Below are 19,890 nucleotides of genomic sequence, written 5' to 3' on the forward strand. Positions count from 1 at the left end.
GCAACTTGTTTCGTTTGCGATTCAATATCATTTGGGCGAAGGGTGTGTCATGACCGGTTTCAAAAGTGTGGGCAGCTTACAGCGGGTTCGGGGATGGCTGGCGCTGGGGTTGCTGGCGCCGTTTTCTTTATCGGCAGTGGCCGAAACGGTAGCGGCCCAGGTGGCGGCCGAAGACAACTCGCTTGATCTGCCTGCATTGACCATCGAAGGCAACCGCCTGTACGACATGCTGCCTTCGGAAGAAACCGGCGGTTACAGCGTCGATGCCGCTACCGTGGGCACCAAGACGCCGGCAGCGCTCAAGGACATCCCGCAGTCGATCACCGTCTACACCCAGGACTACGTCAAGGATCGCCAGTTCGTGCACCTGGATGACCTGGCCAAGTACACCGCTGGCCTGCGCACCCTGACCAATGACAGCGGCCGCTCGTCGATCTACGCCCGTGGCTACGAGTACAGCGAGTTCAATATCGACGGCCTGCCGGCGCCCATGGCCAGCATCTTCGGTACTGTCCCGTCGTTGGCGGCGTTCGACCGCGTCGAAATCATGCGCGGGCCGGCCGGGCTGTTCAGCAGTACCAGCGAGCTGGGTGGCATCGTCAACATGGTGCGCAAGCGCCCGACCGCCGAGTTTCAGGGGCATATCGAAGGCAGCTACGGCACCTGGGACACCAATCATGAGGAAATCGACCTGAGCGGGCCGCTGGACGAGGCCGGTCGCGTGCGCGGGCGCTTCATCGCATCCCGTGACGACACCAATGGTGAAGTGGACTACAACGCCAACACCAGCAACACCTACTACGGTGCGCTGGACATCGACCTGGACGACGCCACCACCCTGTCGTTCGGCCTGATGCATGAAGTGAAGAACATCACCCCGCACAACGGCTACCCGGCCACGTTGTCCGGCGAGGTGCCCGACTTCAGCCATTCGCGTTTCCTGGGCGCCGACTGGAACTACTTCGACGGCAAGACCACCGACTTGGTCGCCGAGCTGACACACCGCTTCGACAATGGCGGTTACGGCCGTGTCGCGGCCCGTGGCTCGCACCGCGACACCAACTATCTGTACGCCTTCACTGCAACCAATGCCACCACAGGCGCCAACTCCGAGCGCGCCAGCGCCCGTGATTTCACGCAAGACACTTATTCGCTGGACGCCAGCTACAGCCAGCCGTTCGAGACCTTCGGGCAGGTAAGCGAGTTTGTGGTCGGGAGTGACTACAAGAACTACGACACCGAGTACCTCAACGGCACCACCAATCTCGGCGCGATCAACGTGAATACTTACTCGCCGAAGCAGTTCGCCAAGCCGTCGCCCAACTACAGCACCGAGACCGGCATGCAGGAAGAGGAGTACGGCCTGTACTCCAAAGTGACCTTCCGCCCGGTGGAACGCCTGGCGCTGATTGCCGGTGGCCGCTTCAGCTGGTATCGCGGTGACTTCTACACCACCACCCTTAGCAGCGGCGCCACCACCAATGACAGCAAACGCGTCGACGGCCACTTCACCCCTTATGGTGGCCTGGTCTATGACCTGACCGACAACCACGCGCTGTACGCCAGCTATTCGCAGGTGTTCAAGCCGCAGTCCGACACTGACAGCAATGGTCGGGTGCTGAAACCGCGTGAAGGCGAGCAGTACGAGTTCGGCCTCAAGAGCAGCTACTTTGGCGGCGACTTGAATACGCGCTTCTCGGTATTCCGCCTGACCGACAAGAACCGCGCTACCACTGTGTACGATGCTGATGGTGTGGCCACCACCGACTCCGTTGCATCCGGCAAGACCCGCGTGAAGGGCGCGGAAGTGGAAGTGAGCGGCAAGCTGACGCCAAACTGGGAACTGCTGGCTGGCTACACGTGGATGGAGACCGAAACCGTCAAGGGGGACGCCGAAACCACGTTCTTCATCATGCCGCGCAACCAGGCTTCGCTTTGGAGCAAGTACACCATCAGCCAAGGGCCGCTGACTGGCTTGGCCGTGGGTGGCGGTATATCGGCGATGAGCAACTTCCATTCCGAGAGTGGCGGCGTGCGTATCGATGCACCGGGCTATGCCACGGTGGATGCGATGCTGTCTTACCCGGTGACTTCGAAGCTGACGGCCACCCTCAACGTCAACAACCTGTTCGACCGGGACTACCTGTCGCGGGTGGGGTCTACCTCGACGTTCAACTTCTACGGGCCATCGCGCAGCATGATGGTTGGGGCGCGGTATGACTTCTGACGAAGTCTGTGGCTGCTAAGTGCGCCATAAAACAAGGCCGCGCCGGCAAAGGGCGCGGCCTTCAGGCTGAATGATGAGAAGCGTGGGAGCGTATCTGCACCCTCGGGTATCAGGGCCATAAAATTGTGAGGCCGCGTGTTAATAAGTAGCGTGCTTTTAATTCAAGAAAATTAAATCTACGCGGGGTGCCATTGATGCTTTATTTCCTGCCATTGGGTGTCTGACAACCACTTGTCTGCCACCGGAAAGAAAATATTCTCCTCGGCATCCATATGGTCATAATATTTCTTGATGAAGTCTTCGATCGTGTCGGCGATTACTCTCGCTTCTTGCGTTGACTGCTCCAACATCTTGAGCTGTCCGGCAATTCGCTTGAAGGCTTTATGATCTTGCTCGATCGCCATGACCCGTTGGTGAATCGGTGCGTCGGTTGCCAGCAAGGCCAGCCGAATAAGCTCTTCATTTTCATGGTGGTGTCGCTCTGCATCACCATGCAAGGCTTCCAGCTGCTTAAACAACAGCTTGCAGTCATCGGCACCCGCGGATCCGTGCCTTATCCTCTCCAGTAACTCTTTGATCTGAGTAATTTTGGTAGCCACCTCATGATGATAGGCGTGCAGCTCTTTCAACATGGCGTTCATGCTAAGTCCTCATCACTACACCAAGCCGTTACAGATTAAATATTATTATTAAGCAATCTCCAAGGATAGCTGCACGTGTCGGCCTACATCTAATCCTTTAATTATAGTCTAGTGCGAAACGCTCACCTTCAAAAAAACCGCCCCCTTGGAAGATTTCGAAATATCAATTTGATGTCTCTATGCATTGCAAGAAGACGCAGACACACCAGGATCGCTTGCGTGCTGTCCTTAACAGCGGGGGGCTGAGCACAACAGGAGGTGCAAGGGGCTGCGTGCTGTGCACGTAGGTCGGGGGTGGATACCCGCGGATTGTGACTGCTGTTTTTAAAGGCTTGTTAAATTAAAAAGCCGGCTTATGGTTGGTTTTTAAAGACTATCCATATGATTAGTATTGGTTTTTAACCTTTTTAAAGCGTTGAAATCCGCCACTTTGGGGTCGTTTTTGACCGGCTTTTTCTGCGACTTATGACGGCTGATTCATGGGCGGATCGTAATCAGCCTTCATGGGTATGCTCCGCACCATCACGGTGAATAGGCTTCTTCTGCGCCGGCTTTGAGTGGTGATCACTGCCGGTTTCGTCATGGCCGTGGTGTTCAGGTGCGGGCTCTGGTGATGGTGATTCGGGATGGTGTGCCTCTGCATGTCCCCTGTCATGATGATCTCTCCCCGAGACTGCCTCTGCAGGGTGATTGGGCACGTTGTCGCCGTGTTGGCCTTCATGGCTGTGCATTTCACTTTCACCTCCACCATGCTGGTGACCGCCACTGATCGCTACCATCGCTTTGTACTGTTGGGCGTTCATCTGGGGTAGTTGATCCAGAAATGCAACGAGTCCCCAGATGTACTCATCGCCCATGCTCTTGCCCCAGGCAGGCATGCCAGAGGCTTTGATGCCGTGCTTGATGGTCCAGAATGCTACGGCGGGTTTACCACCGACCCCAAGCTTGCCAAGGTTGGGAGGAGACGGATAAAGCGCCTGGCTGAGCTCTGTTTTCTCGACGCCAGGGGCAAGATGGCAACCGATGCACATGGCGTTGTAGTTGCCGGCGCCGACACGAATCAGGTTTTCATCCTTGAGGTTCGGTACCTCGATGTTTCTTGCGCGTACCTCAATGGAGCGATCCCGAGCCATGACCAGAAATGCATGCACTGCAGGGAAATGCGGATCGTCAGCGCCGACGTTGACCAGGCCAAGGTAAGCTGCACCCAATACCCCTGCACTGGCCGCGGCACCCGCTACTACGAGCGTTGTAATTGTTCTTTTCATGTAAGGCTCTCAAAACCACATGCGGATACCGGCAACGAAACGCGCTTCATCCACATCCCCACCCTCATCGCGGATGAAGTCTGCGGTCTTGCCGTAGGAGCGGCTCCAGGTGACGCCTATGTAGGGTGCGAACTGACGGACGATTTCATACCGTAGCCGCAGTCCGACTTCGGTATTCGCGAGGCCGGAACCTACGTCGCGCGCGGGATCGTTCTTGCCATAGAAATTGGCTTCAACTGTTGGCTGCAGGACGAGGCGATTAGTCAGGAGAATGTCGTAGTCGCCTTCCAGGCGAGCGGCGGTCTGACCGTTTTCACCGATGAATGCAGTGGCTTCGGCTTCGAAGTCGTAAAGTGCCATACCCTGAATACCGAACGCCGCCCAGGTCTGGGGGGATTCGGGTTTGAAGTCCTGGCGCACCCCGGCAACCACATCCCACCAGGGGCTTATAGAACGGCCATAGAGGACTTGCAACTCGGCATCTTCAGTGACGCCGTTAGTGCGTTCACCTTCGGAGCGGAGCCAGAGCCGGTTGATATCGCCGCCTATCCAGCCAGAAGCGTCCCACGACAGCGCACTGCCGTCGTCTGCGTCCTGATACTCCAGTTGATCCAGCAAGAAGAAGCTGTTGATCGCGCTGTCGTGCATCTGATGCCCGCCCAGTGGGGGGAAGGCCGCTTGGCGGTCCGCGTCCGTTAGTTCGGGAATCGGGGTACGGCTGCTGGTCGCAGGCTCCCCAGAGCCATGGTTCATCGTAGAGTGATCCATCGCCCCATGGTCCATGCCTGGCATCGAGTCATGCGACGGGGCCCTGCCCATTTTCATGGACCCGTGCCCCATTGCCGAATGGTCCATTTCGTCAGCGGCAAAGCTGGGCACAGCGCCTAGCATGCCGGCTGAAAGGGTCAAGGCCAGCAGCGATGGTCGCGCCAGGCTATTGGCCATCTTTCCCTGCCTTAGCTTTGTCGCTGCCATGTGATTCCATCATTTTTTTGTGGTCCATGCCCTTCATCGAGTCATGGTCCATACCCATCATGGATTCATGATCCATGCCCTTCATCGAGTCATGATCCATACCCATCATGGATCCATGATCCATGCCCTGGGAACCTTTGCCTTTCGTAGCATCGGCAGTTTTCTGGGCGTGCTGCTCATGGTCATCGCTGGACCACGACAACGGGGCATAAATAGCAAACAGGCCAGCCATCGCAGCGGAGAGGAAAAACGTGCTTCGTTTCATTGGTTTGCTCATCTCGGATCTCCCGTTCATTCGTCCACACGGACTTCTCGGAACATGCCCGTTTCCATATGGAACATGAGGTGACAGTGATAGGCCCAACGCCCCAAAGCATCCGCAGTTACGCGATAGCTTCGTTTTGAGCCTGGTGGCATGTCGATGGTGTGTTTTCGAACCATGAAGTTGCCGTTCTCATCCTCCAGGTCGCTCCACATGCCATGAAGGTGGATGGGGTGAGTCATCATGGTGTCGTTAATCAAGGTGATACGAAGGCGCTCTCCGTACTTGAGGCGCAGGGGGGCGGCATCGGAAAACTTGATGCCGTCGAAGGACCAGGCGAATTTCTCCATGTGACCCGTCAGGTGCAGCTCGATATTCCGGCTAGGCTCTCGTCCATCTGGGTCGATGAAGGTGCTCCGCAGGTCTGCATAGGTCAGGACGCGGCGGCCGTTGTTACGTAGCCCGATGCCCGGGTCATCCAATTTTGCCGTCGGGGTCATCGTCTGCATGTCGACCAATGGGTTGTTGAGCTCTGAGTCTGGATGACTCTGCATTTCCTTACTCATGCCGGCCATGCTGCCGTGGTCCGTGCCAGCCATCTTGCTGTGATCCATGCCGGCCATGCTGCCGTGGTCCGTGCCAGCCATCTTGCTGTGATCCATGCCGGCCATGCTGCCGTGGTCCGTGCCAGCCATCTTGCTGTGATCCATGCCGGCCATGCTGCCGTGGTCCATGCCAGCCATCTTGCTGTGATCCATGCCAGCCATGCTGCCGTGGTCCGTGCCAGCCATCTTGCTGTGATCCATGCCGGCCATGCTGCCGTGGTCCGTGCCAGCCATTTTGCTGTGATCCATGCCGGCCATGCTGCTGTGGTCCATGCCCATATCATTCATGGAAATGAGGGGGCGTGGGTCAACGGTTGGAACAGCAGCTTGCAAGCCTTCACGGATGGCCAAGGTGCCCCTGGAAAAGCCCGTACGGTCCATGGATTGAGCGAAGATGGTGTATGCCTGTTCGTCTTCTGGCTCAACAATGACATCGTAGGTTTCGGCTACTGCGATACGGAACTCGTCGACCGAGACCGGATGGACATACTGCCCATCCGCTGCAACCACTGTCATTTTCAGGCCAGGAATGCGTACATCGAAATACGTCATGGCGGAGCCGTTGATGAACCGAAGCCGGATTTTCTCGCCAGGCTTGAAAACACCCGTCCAATTTCCATCCGGAGCCTGGCCGTTCATGAGGTAGGTGTAGGTATACCCGCTCACATCCGCGAGATCAGTGGGGCTCATCTTCATCTCGGCCCACATCTTGCGATCGGCCATCGCAGCAGACCAGCCCATTTCGCTTACGTCGTTGACGAAGTCACCCACGGTCCGCTTGTGGAAGTTGTAGTAGTCAGACTGCTTCTTAAGCTTGGATAGAACGTGGGCAGGGTCCTCATCCGTCCAGTCGCTGAGCATAACCACGTAATCCCGGTCATAGGCGAAAGGCTCGGGTTCTTTCGCGTCGATGACCAGTGCGCCATACACCCCGACTTGCTCCTGGAAGCCAGAGTGGCTGTGGTACCAGTAGGTGCCGTTTTGATGGAGTTTGAACTTGTACTCATACATGCCATCTGGTGCGATGCCATGGAAGCTCAGGCCTGGGACACCGTCCATGTTCGCCGGCAGGATGATGCCGTGCCAGTGGATCGAGGTGTCCTGTTTCAAGCGGTTGCGCACACGAAGCGTAACGATATCGCCTTCACGCCACCGAAGCGTTGGGCCAGGTACAGAACCGTTGATTGCCATGGCTGTCCGTTTTGCACCTGTGATATTCACCGGCAGTTCACCGATGTAGAGATCAAAGTCGGTGCCCGTCAGCACATTCGGCTGGCCAGGACTGTTCAACGCCCACACTGGCATGCGCCACATGCCCAACCCGCCGAGTATTCCGGTAGCAGCCAGGCCTTTGACGAAGGAGCGTCTGGTGGTTTTGCTTTGCATGCCGTTGCGTCCACTCATATGGATTGCTGGTGTCCAGGCTGCTGGATGTAGCAACCTACGGTTTCAATAGCGCTCCCATCAGCCTCGACGACGTTCAAAAGAGCACAAGCTTTACGGGGGAAAGAAGCTCGACGCTGCCATCGTTTTGATGCTGGGGTAATTACATTTTTGGAAGCGCGTCTCAGCAACTCGTGTGCCGGTTTGCTTGCCTTCCTAATCAAGCGGACAGGCCTGATGGCGCTATGCTCAAGGACAATCTAGCTACCTGATGCTGTCAGATAACTGAGCCCGACATTACTTTTCTGTCAGCTTCCCGTTGGTTGCGTTACTTGCTGCAAACTGAAAGGGCCAAGAGCAGGGGGCAATTTCTTCATTGCGAGTAATGGGCAGGGCTTCCCCTTGGCGCAACGGGTAAAGAAGACCGAGTAACCTCGTACCAAGGAACAGCACTTCGCTTGCGACTCAATACGCAATCACTCACAAACTACGATGAAATGCTGACGCGATTCCGTCGTGTATCACGCTGCTCGACAGTTCTGAGGTGATCAAGCTATTGAGCCGTCAATGGCTTCGACGATGCTATCCCGAGATTTTCAGTCCAAGTGAGAAATAGCTTGCCTTCACTCTCATGCCGACTTGGCACAGATAGGTGCGGGGGATGTGCTTTGACAGAGCATGGGCTGACCTTGGCCTAGCACAAATTCTCTTTTACTTCAGAGGGTTAGGAATTAAAAAGCCGGCTTGTGGCCGGCTTCTCGGGGACGCTTCCGACTAATTTATGGTAAGCCGCAATCGCCTTAACTGTGTGGCCATCAAGGGCCTGAAAGAGATGGCAGATGCCCGTGTGGGATATCGCCGAGCCCTCTGGAACGCGGCTCGCGCCGGTCGGGGCTTAATGTGCGGCGTAGCATACAAGGGCGGGCGGCGGATGCCCAGCAAAAAATTGCCCAGGGCGCTTCAACTGGGCCGCTGCTGGCGGAAATGTGACCAGTGGAACACCCAGCCAAGAATTTCCAGGCCCTGCGCCTGACGCTGGGCAGCGGTGTAGCGTTCGACCGTGTAGTTGCGCCGGTCATGGCTGTGCAGGTACAGGGTGCCGTGCGGGCCAAGACTGAGGTTGTTTACCCTGAGCATGCCGTTTTGCAGCAGGGCATAGGTTTCGCCCTCGACCACCCGGGTCATGCCCAGATCAATGGCCAGGGTAGCTTCCAGGGGAATCAGCGGGAGCATGTTGCTGGCCGGCATTGCCAGGCAGATTGCGTTGCCGGCTTGCACACCCAAACCCTTCAGGGCTTTTGCCGGCAAGCGCAGGTGCTTGCTGCTCACTGGCGACAGCAAGCCGTTGCTCACTTCGTAGTAGGGCACCTTCAATAACCGGCCACGATGGCTCGACAGCGGGGTAAGCGGGTTGGCGGGCACTGGCCGTGGAAGGCCGTTGCGCAGGAGTGGATTGGGGTGTTTGGGGCCTTCACCGGTGCGCAGCCAGCGTCGGTGCACACAGAACAGATCGGCCAGTTCATCCAGCCGGGCCAAAGGTACACCGCGTTTGAACCAGTTGTTGACGTGCTGTGCTGTGACGCTGCGCTGGGCGGCGAAATCGGAAGGGGTCAGGCCACATTCTTGGAGCAGGGCCCTGAGGCGGTCGCCGGAAGTGTTCATGGCGGCGAGTGTAGCGGCGAATTGCCAGACAGGATATGAACCGGATGTTGACGGGGTTTGTATGAAAAGTGGTTGTTTGTAAGGCTCTGGTGTAGGACGGCGTAGGATTTATTACCAGTAATGTGCGTATTGCCCATTCCTGCATAAAAAAACCCCGCCTAAGCGGGGTTTCTCCTGCAATCGGAATCAGCCCTTGTAGGCAGCGACCGATTTGGTGATCGCGGCACGGGCGGCGTCGGCGCCTTCCCAGCCTTCGATCTTGACCCACTTGCCCTTCTCGAGATCTTTGTAGTTGGCAAAGAAGTGCTCGATCTGCTGGATCAGCAGGGCTGGCAGGTCGGTGTATTCCTTGACGTCAACGTACAGCTGCGACAGCTTGTCGTGAGGAACAGCGATGACCTTGGCGTCGCCGCCACCGTCGTCGGTCATGTTCAGCACGCCAACCGGACGGGCGCGGATAACCGAGCCTGGGGCCACTGGGTAAGGGGTAACCACCAGCACGTCCAGCGGGTCACCGTCGTCAGCCAGGGTGTTCGGGATGAAGCCATAGTTGGCTGGGTAGAACATTGGGGTAGCCATGAAACGGTCGACGAACAGCGTGTCGCTGTCCTTGTCGATTTCGTATTTGATCGGCGCGTGGTTGGCCGGGATCTCGATGGCGACGTAGATGTCGTTCGGCAGGTCTTTGCCCGCCGGAATCTTGCTGTAGCTCATTGGGCAGTGCCCCCGTGTTTGACCAAAAAGTGGCGGCGATTATAGGCACATTCTGCCGGGGCATGCCACGCTTGGCCTGATGTGCGGGCCCGTCAGGCGTGGCTTTCGCGGTACTCGGGGTGTTCCGCCTGCAGCTGGCACAGGCGCGCCAGCGGGTCTTGCCGGTAGAACAGCGACAACTGGCGGTAGACCTGTGGATAAGCCTGATGAAGCAGGTCGGGGGCACTAAAGAAGTACTCGCTGGTAACGGCAAAGAACTCTGCCGGGTTTTCCGCAGCGTAGGGGTCGATGGCGGTTTCGGCGTCGGGGTTGGCGTCCAGTTGCTGGTTGAGGTCGTCGTAGGCCTGCTGCATGGCTGTTGCCCACTCATCAACGGGCATGCTGCTGTGCAGCGGTGGCAGGCCGTTGGCATCGCCATTGAGCATGTCGAGCTTGTGCGCCAGCTCATGGATGACCAGGTTGTAAGCCTCCCAGCCACCACTGGCCTGCACGCCGTTCCAGGCCAGGATGATCGGCCCCTGTTGCCAGGCTTCGCCGCTGTGTTCGCCGTCCCACACATGTTCCACGCCACTGGCATCGCGGTGGCGCTGGGGGCTCTTGAAGTCGTCGGGGTACAGGATGATTTCGTGGAAGCCTTGGTACCAGTTCAGCTCACCCAGGTGAAGCAGGGGTAACTGTGCCTGGGCAGCCAGCAACAGGCGCTGCTCGTCGTCCAGTTCGACACCGGGCAGGCAGGTGAGGTGCTTGTCGAGCAGGAACAGGATGCAGGCTTCGCGCAGCCAGCGGTCTTCAGCGTCGCTGATGCCGTCCAGCATCGGCAGCCGCTCGCGTACGGCCTGCCATTGCTGTGGCGTGATCGGGTAACGCGCCAGAGTACGCTTGCGCCGCCAGGCGCTGAATGACCACATGCCGTTTGTTCTTTACCTGTTCAGTGAGCCTTGGCCGTACGGCCCAGGCGCCCACGCAGCAAGCCGAGAATCATCGGCACCAGCGACAGGATGATGATGCCCACCACCATCAGCGACAGGTGCTGCTTGATGAACGGCACGTTGCCGAAGAAGTAGCCCAAGGTGACCAGGCCGCCGACCCAAAGCAGCGAACCGGCAACGCTGAAGCCGAGGAAGCGTGGATAGTGCATGTGAGCGATGCCCGCGACGAACGGTGCGAAGGTGCGCAAGATGGGCAGGAAGCGCGCCATGGTCACGGTCTTGCCGCCATGGCGTTCATAGAAATCGTGGGTACGCTGCAGGTAGTCGCGGCGGAAGATCTTGGAGTTGGGGTTGTTGAACAAACGCTCGCCGGCTGTTCGGCCGATCACGTAATTGGTGCTGTCGCCCAGGATTGCAGCGGCCATCAGCAGGCCGGCCAGCAGCACCGGGTCCATGCCGCCACCCGCCGCCACGGCGCCGGCGATGAACAGCAGCGAGTCGCCTGGCAGGAATGGCATCACTACCAGGCCGGTTTCGCAGAAGATCACGGTGAACAGGATGGCGTAGATCCAGGGACCGTAATTGGTGACCAGCAGATCGAGGTAGGCATCGAGATGCAGGATAAGGTCCAGCGGGTTGAAATCCATGTACAGCACCTGTGTTCTTGGGCGTAGGCTTGGTTACCGGGGGGAGGGTAAATTTTCACACATGACAGGTGAGCCATTATACGGCTAAGTCAGGAACATGCCCGGAGAGTTTGTAGCGGGGGGTTACGGTAGAGGGGTATTCCTTTGCCAACCGCTTCGCGGGCACGCCCGCTCCCACAAGGATCACTACCTTGCTTGTGGAAGCGGGCGGTGCCAGTCAATCCTGGCTGATTGGCAGGATGTAGCTCTTGAACTCGGTATCCTCACGAAACCCGATGGATTCGTAAGTCTTGTGCGCCACTTCATTGTTCGCGCTGGTTGACACGCGCATGCGCACGGCATTGGTCTCTTTGGCCATTTTCTTCGCTTCGCGAATCAGGTGGTCGGCGACCAGCATGCGCCGGGAGTCCTCGGCTACATAGATATCGTTGAGAATCCATACCCGCTTCAACGACAGCGACGAGTAGCTCGGGTACAGCTGGCAAAAGCCCAGCAGTTTGCCGTCGTCATCATCCGGAAGTGCCAGGTAAATCACCGATTCGTCCCGCTTCAGGCGCTTTTCCAAAAAGCTGCGCGAGCTGTCGGGATAGGGCAGCTGCCCGTAGAACTCACGGTATTTGACGAACAACGGGGTGAGCAGGTCGAGGTGTTCTAGGGTTGCTTTGATGATGCGCATGTGCGGCCCTCAGAGTCCATTTGGGAAACAGCGGAATGCCAGCAGCGTTCAAGGGCATGCTGCCCAATGCACGGCACAAGTGCAATCCGCCTTCCGTGACAGGTTTTTTACTCTTTGCCGAGCAGGAAGTTACCTTTCTGGCTGGCGCTGTCTTCATTCTCCAGGCTATGGACCTCGGCTTCGTCCTTTAGATTCACCCCGGAAAGCTGGCGCCGGCAGGCTTCGCGCATCAGGTACAACAGGCGGTGCGCCGCCATGCCATAGCTCAGCCCCTCCAGGCGGATATTGGAAATGCAGTTGCGGTAGGCATCGGTCAGGCCGACCTTGGGTGCGTAAGTGAAATACAGGCCAAGGCTGTCGGGCGAGCTCAGCCCCGGGCGCTCGCCGATCAGCATCACCGTCATCCGGGCGCCCAGCAGCTCGCCGACCTCGTCGGCCACTGCCACGCGGCCCTGCTGCACCAGTACCACCGGGGCGCTGGTCCAGCCGTCGGCGGCAGCCTGTTCGTCGAAGCGGGTCAGGAACGGTAGCGTGTGGCGATGCACGGCCAGTGCCGAGAGGCCGTCAGCCACCACGATGGCCAGATCGACGCCGCCGGGGTTGGCCTGGGCGTGCTGGCGAAGCGTCGTAATCGAGTCTTCGTTCAGCCGCCGTCCAAGGTCCGGGCGCTGCAGGTACTGGTGGCGGTCGCTGGCAGCGCTGTGCAACACCAGGCTTTCGCGCCCGCGGTCACTCAGCTGGCTGGCCAGGCCGGCGTGGTCGAAAGCCAGGTGCACGGCATCTCGTGCCTGGGCATGGGCGAACTGGAAGTCCAGCTGCGCCCCGGTCGGCAGGCTGGTGCCGGTGCGGCCCAGGGCGATGCGCGCCGGGGTCAGGTTGCGCAGGGCCAGCCAAGGGTTGTCGGGGGTAGGCGTGCGATGGTCCATGGTCGTCCCTATGCAAGCTGTGCCAAGGCCTGGCGGAAAGCCGGCGGCAGGTTGTCACCGAAGCGCACCCGGCCATCGGCCTGGGTGAAGATGCCGGTGCGGGCCAGCCATGCCTCGAATTCCGGGCCGGGCTTCAGGCCCAGGGTCTGGCGCGCGTACAACGCGTCGTGGAACGAGGTGGTCTGGTAGTTGAGCATGATGTCGTCGGAGCCGGGGATGCCCATGATGAAGTTGATGCCGGCCACACCCAGCAGCGTCAGCAAGGTGTCCATGTCGTCCTGATCGGCTTCGGCATGGTTGGTGTAGCAGATATCGCAACCCATCGGCACGCCCAGCAGCTTGCCGCAGAAATGGTCTTCGAGGCCGGCGCGGATGATCTGCTTGCCGTTGTAGAGGTATTCCGGGCCAATGAAACCGACCACGGTGTTGACCAGGAACGGCTTGAAGTGGCGAGCCACGGCATAGGCGCGGGTTTCGCAGGTCTGCTGGTCGACGCCGTGGTGGGCGTTGGCCGAGAGCGCGCTGCCCTGGCCGGTTTCGAAATACATCAGGTTCTGCCCGAGGGTGCCACGTTTCAGCGACAGACCTGCTTCGTAACCTTCCTGCAACACGTTCAGGTTGATGCCGAAGCCGGCGTTGGCCGCCTCTGTGCCGGCGATGGACTGGAACACCAGGTCCAGTGGCACGCCGCGGTTGATTGCTTCAATCGAGGTGGTGACGTGGGTCAGCACGCAGGACTGGGTGGGGATGTCGTAGCGCTGGATGATGGCGTCGAGCATTTCCAGCAGGGCGCAGATCGAAGCGATGCTGTCGGTGGCCGGGTTGATGCCGATCATGGCGTCGCCGTTGCCGTACAGCAAGCCGTCGAGAATGCTGGCGGCAATACCGGCCGGTTCGTCTGTCGGGTGGTTGGGTTGCAGCCGGGTCGACAGGCGCCCGCGCAGGCCCATGGTGCCGCGGAACCGGGTGACCACGCGAATTTTCTGCGCCACCAGCACCAGGTCCTGCACACGCATGATCTTCGAAACGGCAGCGGCCATTTCCGGGGTCAACCCGGGCGCCAGGGCGCGCAGGCTGTCTTCGTTGGCTTCCTCGCTCAGCAGCCAGTCGCGCAGGCCACCCACGGTCAGGTGGCTGACCGGGGCGAAGGCCTGGGCATCGTGGGTGTCGATGATCAGGCGGGTCACTTCATCTGCTTCGTAAGGGATCAGTGCTTCATTGAGAAAGTGCGTCAGCGGAATATTGGCCAACGCCATCTGCGCGGCGACGCGCTCACCGTCGTTGCTGGCCGCGACACCTGCCAGGCAGTCCCCGGAGCGTGCCGGGCTGGCCTTGGCCATCACGTCCTTGAGGCTGTCGAAGCGGTAGACCAGGTGGCCGACCGTGTGTACGAAACTTGCCATACAGAATCTCCAGAGCCGCGGGTTGCCCCGCGGCGGGTGGCGGCGATCAGTGCAGGGCCTCTTCGGCCTTCTGGATCGCGGCGAATTCCTCTTCCGGTGTGCCCGCAACCAGGTGGTGGCGGCTGTAGAAAGCAAAGTAGGCAATTAATACCGCATAGATCACTGCAGCGCCAATGACTACCCGCGGGTCAACCAGGAATCCGGCGACCACGGCGATGCACGCCAGCACCAGCGCCAGGCCGGATGTGAAGATGCCACCCGGGGTGCGGTAGGGGCGCTCCATCTTTGGCCGGCGGATGCGCAGGGTGATGTGCGCAGCCATCATCAGCACGTAAGACAGGGTAGCGCCAAACACTGCCACCAGGATCAGCAAGTCACCCTGGCCCGTCAGCGACAGGGCAAACCCGATGATGCCGGGGATGACCAAGGCCAATACCGGGGCCTTGCTCTTGTTGGTTTCCGACAGTTTGCGCGGCAGGTAACCGGCGCGGGACAGGGCGAAGATCTGCCGGGAATAGGCATAGATGATCGAGAAGAAGCTGGCGATCAGCCCGGCCAGACCGACCAGGTTGACGAAGCCGCCCATCCAGGTGGAGCCGCCGTAGGCCTTCGACAGGGCCTCGACCAGCGGGTTACCGGAGGCCTTCAGCGCCTCGGAGCCTGCGCCGCCCGGGCCGACCACCAGGATCAGCAAGGCGAAGGCCAGCAGTACCAGCATGGCGCCGATCAGGCCGCGTGGCAGGTCACGCTTGGGGTTCTTGGTTTCTTCTGCGGCCAGCGGCACGCCCTCGACGGCAAGGAAGAACCAGATGGCGTAGGGGATGGCTGCCCACACGCCGACATAGCCGAACGGCAGGAAGCTGCTGGCGCCGACGGCGTCCGTTTTGGCGATGTCGAACAGGTTTGCTGCATCAAAATGGGGCACCATGCCGATCAGGAATACGGCCAGGGCAATGGCGGCGATGGCGGTGATGATGAACATCAGCTTCAGTGCCTCACCCACGCCGAAAATGTGGATGCTGATGAACACGATATAGAACGCCAGGTAGATCATCCAGCCGCCGATACCGAACAGCGATTGACAGTAGGCGCCGATGAACACCGCGATGGCGGCAGGGGCGATGGCGTATTCGATCAGGATCGCCGTGCCGGTCAAAAAGCCGCCCCATGGGCCGAAGGCACTGCGGGCAAAGCCATAGCCACCGCCAGCGGTGGGGATCATCGACGACAGCTCGGCCAGCGAGAAGCACATGCACAGGTACATGGTTGCCATCAGCAAGGTGGCCAGGAACATGCCGCCCCAGCCGCCCTGCGCCAGGCCGAAGTTCCAGCCGGCGTAATCGCCGGAAATGACGTACGCCACGCCCAGGCCGACCAGCAGTACCCAACCGGCGGCGCCTTTTTTCAGTTCACGTTGCTGGAAATAGTCAGAGCCGACTTTCTCGAAGTCGACGGAAGAGCCTGCCGGCGATCCGGCGGAATGTTCGCTTGGCATAGATTCACCTGTTTTTTTTCTTGGTGGCCGGAAGGGTTCCGGGCCGATGGTGATGGGTGCTGCAGGAAGCGAGCCAGAGCGGCTGGTGCACGGTTGCCGCCCTGGGTTTAAGGTATGCCGGCCTGGCCGCTTCGCGGGTGAACCCGCTCCTACAGGCATTGCGCAAGATTCAAGACCCGCGCAGGACCTGTAGGAGCGGGTTTACCCGCGAAGAAGGCGACGCGGTCTAGAAGAAGCCCAACGGGTTGATGTCGTAGCTCACCAGCAGGTTCTTGGTCTGCTGATAGTGATCCAGCATCATCTTGTGCGTCTCACGCCCAACCCCCGACTTCTTGTAACCGCCGAACGCGGCATGCGCCGGGTACAGGTGGTAGCAGTTGGTCCACACACGGCCAGCCTTGATGCCGCGGCCCATGCGGTAGGCACGGTTGATGTCGCGGGTCCACACACCGGCGCCCAGGCCGAACTCGGTGTCGTTGGCAATCGCCAGTGCTTCGGCTTCGTCCTTGAAGGTGGTGACGCTGACCACCGGGCCGAAGATTTCTTCCTGGAACACGCGCATCTTGTTGTTGCCCTTGAGCAGGGTCGGCTGGATGTAGTAACCGGTAGCCAGCGAACCTTCCAGCTTCTCGACCTTGCCGCCGGTGAGCAACTCGGCGCCTTCGTCCTGGGCGATCTGCAGGTACGAGAGGATCTTTTCGAACTGCTGCTGCGAGGCCTGGGCGCCGACCATGGTGTCGGTGTCCAGCGGGTCGCCGCGCTTGATCTGCAGCACCTTCTTCATCACCACTTCCATGAACTGCGGATAGATCGACTCTTGCACCAGGGCTCGCGACGGGCAGGTGCACACTTCACCCTGGTTGAAGAACGCCAGCACCATGCCTTCTGCCGCCTTCTCGATGAAGCTTGGCTCGGCCTGCATGATGTCTTCGAAGTACACGTTCGGCGACTTGCCACCCAGTTCGACGGTGGACGGGATGATGTTCTCGGCGGCGCATTTCATGATGTGCGCGCCGACCGGGGTAGAGCCGGTGAAGGCGATCTTGGCGATGCGTTTGCTGGTGGCCAGGGCTTCACCGGCTTCGCGGCCATAGCCTTGCACTACGTTGAGCACGCCAGGTGGCAACAGGTCGCCAATGACTTCGAGCAGCACGGTGATGCCCAGCGGCGTCTGTTCGGCAGGCTTGAGCACCACGCAGTTACCAGCGGCCAGTGCCGGGGCAAGCTTCCAGGCAGCCATCAGGATCGGGAAGTTCCAGGGGATGATCTGCCCGACCACGCCCAGTGGCTCGTGGATGTGGTAGGCCACGGTGCCTTCATTGATTTCGGCAGCGCCGCCTTCCTGGGCGCGGATGCAGCCAGCGAAATAGCGGAAGTGGTCGACCGCCAGCGGAATGTCGGCGTTGAGGGTTTCGCGGATCGGCTTGCCGTTGTCCCAGGTTTCGGTAATGGCCAGCAATTCGAGGTTCTGCTCGATACGGTCGGCGATCTTCAGCAGCACGTTGGAACGATCCTGCACTGAAGTGCGGCCCCAGGCGTCGGCCGCAGCATGGGCGGCATCCAGGGCCTTCTCGATGTCTTCGGCAGTAGAGCGGGGGAATTCAGCGATCAGCTTGCCATTCACCGGGGAGGTATTTTCGAAGTACTGCCCCTTTACCGGAGTAACGAACTCACCACCGATGTAGTTGCCGTAGCGGCTCTTGAAGGAAACCTTCGCGCCTTCGGTACCGGGATGTGCATAACGCATGGTGTGTCTCCTTGGTATTGTGCTTTTTAGGGAGTTGGAAAGCATAGAGCAAGGGTTGGGCCAGTGTTGGCCACGCCAGGCAAATCAATGACTTGAGTCATTTTTACGGGGCTGATCAAGGGCCGCTGTACCGGTGCCGGTACGCCTGGGGTGACATTTTGTGCCGTTTGCGACACATCACAGGCGTGTGCATTGCAAAGCCTACCCGGGTGGAGGATGCTGGGCTGACGCTCTATCTGCGGAGAATTACAACAATGCAGAGCAATCACTTCACGCGCCATGCCCGGCAGGTGCATAGCGTTGCCCATGGTGGGGCCGGGGAGGGCGGCAGTGACCCGTCCATCGCCCGCTCCTGGCTGCGCTGCCTGGAGGATTACCACCTCGACCCGGCGGTGATCGAAGCGCCGGTGGTGCTTGAGCATGGGCGCCTGCTGGAAAGCCGCGAGCGCCTGCATCAGGTGCTGCAAATTGCCGACCATGAGATGAACAGCCTGCACCAGCAGCTTTCCGGCGCAGGCCACGCGGTGCTGTTGACCGACGCCCGTGGGGTGATCCTCAATTGCGTCAGTACCCCCACCGAGCGGCGCAGCTTCGAGCGTGCGGGGCTGTGGTTGGGCGCTGACTGGAGCGAGGCGCGCGAGGGCACCAATGGCATCGGCACCTGCCTGGTCGAGCGCCAGGCGCTGACCATCCATCAGAACGAGCACTTCCGTGGCCGTCACACCGGGCTGACCTGCTCGGCCAGCCCGGTGTTCGACCCGCATGGCGACCTGCTGGCGGTACTCGACGTGTCCTCTGCGCGCCCCGACGTATCGCGGCAAAGCCAGTTCCACACCATGGCGTTGGTCAACCTGTCGGCAAAGATGATCGAAAGCTGCTATTTCCTGCGCCATTTCGAGCAGCAATGGTTATTGCGTTTTCACCTGCAAGCCGAGTCGGTCGGCCTGTTCAGCGAAGGCTTGCTGGCGTTCGACGGCGATGGGCGCATTTGCGCTGCCAACCAAAGCGCACTGAACCTGCTGGGCACGGTACGGGGCGGCGTGCTGGGCAAACCGTTGGCGTGCTTTTTCGCGTGCAGCCATGACGAAATGTTCAGCCGTGCCACGCCCGGCGGCAGTACTGCCTGGCCGCTGCGCACCCTGGACGGTCGCCAGGTGTTCGCCAGCCTGCGGGGGCAGGCCCGGGCGCCGGTGTGGTCGGTGCCGGCCGCCCAGCCGCGGCCCGCAGGTGAAGTGGAGCCGCTGGTCTGTCTGCTGGACCCTGCGTTGCAAAATGATTTCCGCCGCAGCGTGCGGGTGTTCGAGCGCGATGTGCCATTGCTGCTGCGCGGCGAGACCGGCTGTGGCAAGGAGGCCTTCGCCCAGGCTGTGCATCAGGCCAGTGAGCGGCGCGGCAAGCCGTTTGTCGCCATCAACTGCGCGTCTATCCCGGAAAGCCTGATCGAGAGTGAGCTGTTCGGGTACCGCGGCGGCAGTTTTACCGGCGCGCGCAAGGAGGGCATGCGCGGCAAGCTGTTGCAGGCCGACGGCGGCACCTTGCTGCTGGACGAGATCGGCGATATGCCGCTTGCCCTGCAAACCCGACTGCTGCGGGTACTGGAGGAGCGCCAGGTGGTGCCGATCGGGGGAGAGCCACAGGCGGTGGACGTGCGCATCGTCAGCGCTACGCACCGTGACCTGCTGGAACGGGTTGAACAGGGCAGTTTCCGCGAGGACCTGTATTACCGCCTCAATGGCCTGGAGGTCGCGCTGCCGGCGGTGCGCGAACGCAGTGACAAGGCGCAGTTGCTGGACTTTCTGCTACGCCAGGAGACGCAGGGGCAACGCATAGACATCGAGCCCAGGGCGCGGCAGGCGCTGCTCGCATTTAACTGGCCGGGGAACGTGCGGCAGATGCGCAATGTGCTGCGTACCCTGGTGGCGCTTTGCGAAGATGCCCGCATCACCTTTACGGACCTCCCCGCAGTCATTCGCGCCAGCCCACCTCCCGTGGGGGCGGGCGAGCCCGCGAAGATGTCCGACCAGGCAATAGAGGGCGAGGGCGTTGCCCTCGTTCGCGGGCAAGCCCGCCCACACAGGTCCGGCGGTGCCGCTGAGATTGTGGGTGAATCTGGAGGGACCGAGGTTCTGCTCGACGCAGAGCGGCAAGCGCTGAAGGAGGTACTGGAGGCAAAACACTGGCATCTCACCCGTGTCGCCGAGCACTTGGGCATCAGCCGCAATACCTTGTATCGAAAACTGCGCAAACACGGCATTACCAGGGGTGACTGAGCGAAACAGCGGGTGCGATTTGTCGCGCCCTGGGCTACCCTGCCTCGATGTTTTGCGAGG

General features: G+C 60.0%; 16 protein-coding genes. 2 read left to right on the plus strand and 14 right to left on the minus strand.

Annotated features, from left to right (window positions below; genetic code table 11):
• Positions 1–49: 49 nt before the first annotated feature.
• Entirely contained in the window at positions 50–2,227 is a 2,178-nt protein-coding gene (locus tag REH59_RS02665) for a TonB-dependent siderophore receptor (RefSeq protein WP_047605332.1), read from the plus strand.
• 176 nt (positions 2,228–2,403) lie between these two features.
• On the opposite strand, the gene REH59_RS02670 is transcribed toward REH59_RS02665, so the two are convergent.
• The 14 genes from REH59_RS02670 to REH59_RS02735 form a co-directional block, all read right to left on the minus strand.
• Complete coding sequence (locus REH59_RS02670; protein WP_003255371.1) at positions 2,404–2,868, minus strand: hemerythrin domain-containing protein; 465 nt, start codon at positions 2,866–2,868, stop codon at positions 2,404–2,406.
• 494 nt (positions 2,869–3,362) lie between these two features.
• On the minus strand, positions 3,363–4,136 hold the full coding sequence (locus REH59_RS02675) for a c-type cytochrome (protein ID WP_014862080.1): 774 nt from the start codon (positions 4,134–4,136) through the stop codon (positions 3,363–3,365).
• Positions 4,137–4,145: 9 nt separating this feature from the next.
• Positions 4,146–5,081, minus strand: a complete 936-nt coding sequence (locus REH59_RS02680; RefSeq protein ID WP_003255369.1) for a copper resistance protein B — start codon at positions 5,079–5,081, stop codon at positions 4,146–4,148.
• Positions 5,071–5,406, minus strand: coding sequence for a hypothetical protein (locus REH59_RS02685; protein ID WP_128573901.1), 336 nt, complete (start codon positions 5,404–5,406; stop codon positions 5,071–5,073). The genes REH59_RS02680 and REH59_RS02685 overlap by 11 nt, the downstream gene beginning before the upstream one ends.
• Complete coding sequence (locus tag REH59_RS02690) at positions 5,403–7,364, minus strand: copper resistance system multicopper oxidase (RefSeq protein WP_265536589.1); 1,962 nt, start codon at positions 7,362–7,364, stop codon at positions 5,403–5,405. Before REH59_RS02690 ends, REH59_RS02685 begins: the two co-directional genes overlap by 4 nt.
• 957 nt (positions 7,365–8,321) lie before the next feature.
• Complete coding sequence (locus REH59_RS02695; protein ID WP_014861392.1) at positions 8,322–9,023, minus strand: LexA family transcriptional regulator; 702 nt, start codon at positions 9,021–9,023, stop codon at positions 8,322–8,324.
• A 186-nt stretch (positions 9,024–9,209) separates the two neighbouring features.
• Positions 9,210–9,737, minus strand: coding sequence for an inorganic diphosphatase (gene ppa, locus REH59_RS02700; RefSeq protein ID WP_003255365.1), 528 nt, complete (start codon positions 9,735–9,737; stop codon positions 9,210–9,212).
• Positions 9,738–9,829: 92 nt separating this feature from the next.
• Positions 9,830–10,645, minus strand: coding sequence for a zinc-dependent peptidase (locus REH59_RS02705; protein WP_014861393.1), 816 nt, complete (start codon positions 10,643–10,645; stop codon positions 9,830–9,832).
• Positions 10,646–10,665: 20 nt separating this feature from the next.
• On the minus strand, positions 10,666–11,313 hold the full coding sequence (locus tag REH59_RS02710; RefSeq protein WP_003255361.1) for a DedA family protein: 648 nt from the start codon (positions 11,311–11,313) through the stop codon (positions 10,666–10,668).
• Between the two features lie 217 nt (positions 11,314–11,530).
• Positions 11,531–11,989: a GNAT family N-acetyltransferase gene (locus REH59_RS02715; protein ID WP_003255360.1), complete on the minus strand. Its 459-nt coding sequence runs from the start codon at positions 11,987–11,989 to the stop codon at positions 11,531–11,533.
• Positions 11,990–12,096: 107 nt separating this feature from the next.
• Positions 12,097–12,915, minus strand: a complete 819-nt coding sequence (gene eutC, locus REH59_RS02720; protein ID WP_003255358.1) for an ethanolamine ammonia-lyase subunit EutC — start codon at positions 12,913–12,915, stop codon at positions 12,097–12,099.
• An 8-nt stretch (positions 12,916–12,923) separates the two neighbouring features.
• The gene (locus REH59_RS02725) at positions 12,924–14,318 is read right to left on the minus strand and encodes an ethanolamine ammonia-lyase subunit EutB (protein ID WP_003255356.1); all 1,395 of its coding nucleotides are present in this window, start codon (positions 14,316–14,318) and stop codon (positions 12,924–12,926) included.
• Between the two features lie 46 nt (positions 14,319–14,364).
• On the minus strand, positions 14,365–15,813 hold the full coding sequence (gene eat / locus REH59_RS02730; RefSeq protein WP_003255355.1) for an ethanolamine permease: 1,449 nt from the start codon (positions 15,811–15,813) through the stop codon (positions 14,365–14,367).
• 226 nt (positions 15,814–16,039) lie between these two features.
• Entirely contained in the window at positions 16,040–17,560 is a 1,521-nt protein-coding gene (locus tag REH59_RS02735; protein WP_014861396.1) for an aldehyde dehydrogenase family protein, read from the minus strand.
• A 254-nt stretch (positions 17,561–17,814) separates the two neighbouring features.
• Here REH59_RS02735 and REH59_RS02740 point away from each other — a divergent pair, with 254 nt between their 5' ends.
• Positions 17,815–19,830, plus strand: a complete 2,016-nt coding sequence (locus REH59_RS02740) for a sigma-54-dependent Fis family transcriptional regulator (protein ID WP_230064818.1) — start codon at positions 17,815–17,817, stop codon at positions 19,828–19,830.
• Positions 19,831–19,890 lie beyond the last annotated feature (60 nt).

The organism is Pseudomonas sp. BO3-4, from assembly GCF_034044115.1.
In the GTDB taxonomy this organism is placed as follows: domain Bacteria; phylum Pseudomonadota; class Gammaproteobacteria; order Pseudomonadales; family Pseudomonadaceae; genus Aquipseudomonas; species Aquipseudomonas alloputida.

Excerpts from the sequence above, each read along its gene's own strand:
- REH59_RS02665 (WP_047605332.1), top strand. The coding sequence starts at position 50 with ATGACCGGTTTCAAAAGTGTGGGCAGCTTACAGCGGGTTCGGGGATGG.
- REH59_RS02670 (WP_003255371.1), bottom strand. The coding sequence starts at position 2,868 with ATGAACGCCATGTTGAAAGAGCTGCACGCCTATCATCATGAGGTGGCT.
- REH59_RS02675 (WP_014862080.1), bottom strand. The coding sequence starts at position 4,136 with ATGAAAAGAACAATTACAACGCTCGTAGTAGCGGGTGCCGCGGCCAGT.
- REH59_RS02680 (WP_003255369.1), bottom strand. The coding sequence starts at position 5,081 with ATGGCCAATAGCCTGGCGCGACCATCGCTGCTGGCCTTGACCCTTTCA.
- REH59_RS02685 (WP_128573901.1), bottom strand. The coding sequence starts at position 5,406 with ATGAACGGGAGATCCGAGATGAGCAAACCAATGAAACGAAGCACGTTT.
- REH59_RS02690 (WP_265536589.1), bottom strand. The coding sequence starts at position 7,364 with ATGCAAAGCAAAACCACCAGACGCTCCTTCGTCAAAGGCCTGGCTGCT.
- REH59_RS02695 (WP_014861392.1), bottom strand. The coding sequence starts at position 9,023 with ATGAACACTTCCGGCGACCGCCTCAGGGCCCTGCTCCAAGAATGTGGC.
- ppa (WP_003255365.1), bottom strand. The coding sequence starts at position 9,737 with ATGAGCTACAGCAAGATTCCGGCGGGCAAAGACCTGCCGAACGACATC.
- REH59_RS02705 (WP_014861393.1), bottom strand. The coding sequence starts at position 10,645 with ATGTGGTCATTCAGCGCCTGGCGGCGCAAGCGTACTCTGGCGCGTTAC.
- REH59_RS02710 (WP_003255361.1), bottom strand. The coding sequence starts at position 11,313 with ATGGATTTCAACCCGCTGGACCTTATCCTGCATCTCGATGCCTACCTC.
- REH59_RS02715 (WP_003255360.1), bottom strand. The coding sequence starts at position 11,989 with ATGCGCATCATCAAAGCAACCCTAGAACACCTCGACCTGCTCACCCCG.
- eutC (WP_003255358.1), bottom strand. The coding sequence starts at position 12,915 with ATGGACCATCGCACGCCTACCCCCGACAACCCTTGGCTGGCCCTGCGC.
- REH59_RS02725 (WP_003255356.1), bottom strand. The coding sequence starts at position 14,318 with ATGGCAAGTTTCGTACACACGGTCGGCCACCTGGTCTACCGCTTCGAC.
- eat (WP_003255355.1), bottom strand. The coding sequence starts at position 15,813 with ATGCCAAGCGAACATTCCGCCGGATCGCCGGCAGGCTCTTCCGTCGAC.
- REH59_RS02735 (WP_014861396.1), bottom strand. The coding sequence starts at position 17,560 with ATGCGTTATGCACATCCCGGTACCGAAGGCGCGAAGGTTTCCTTCAAG.
- REH59_RS02740 (WP_230064818.1), top strand. The coding sequence starts at position 17,815 with ATGCAGAGCAATCACTTCACGCGCCATGCCCGGCAGGTGCATAGCGTT.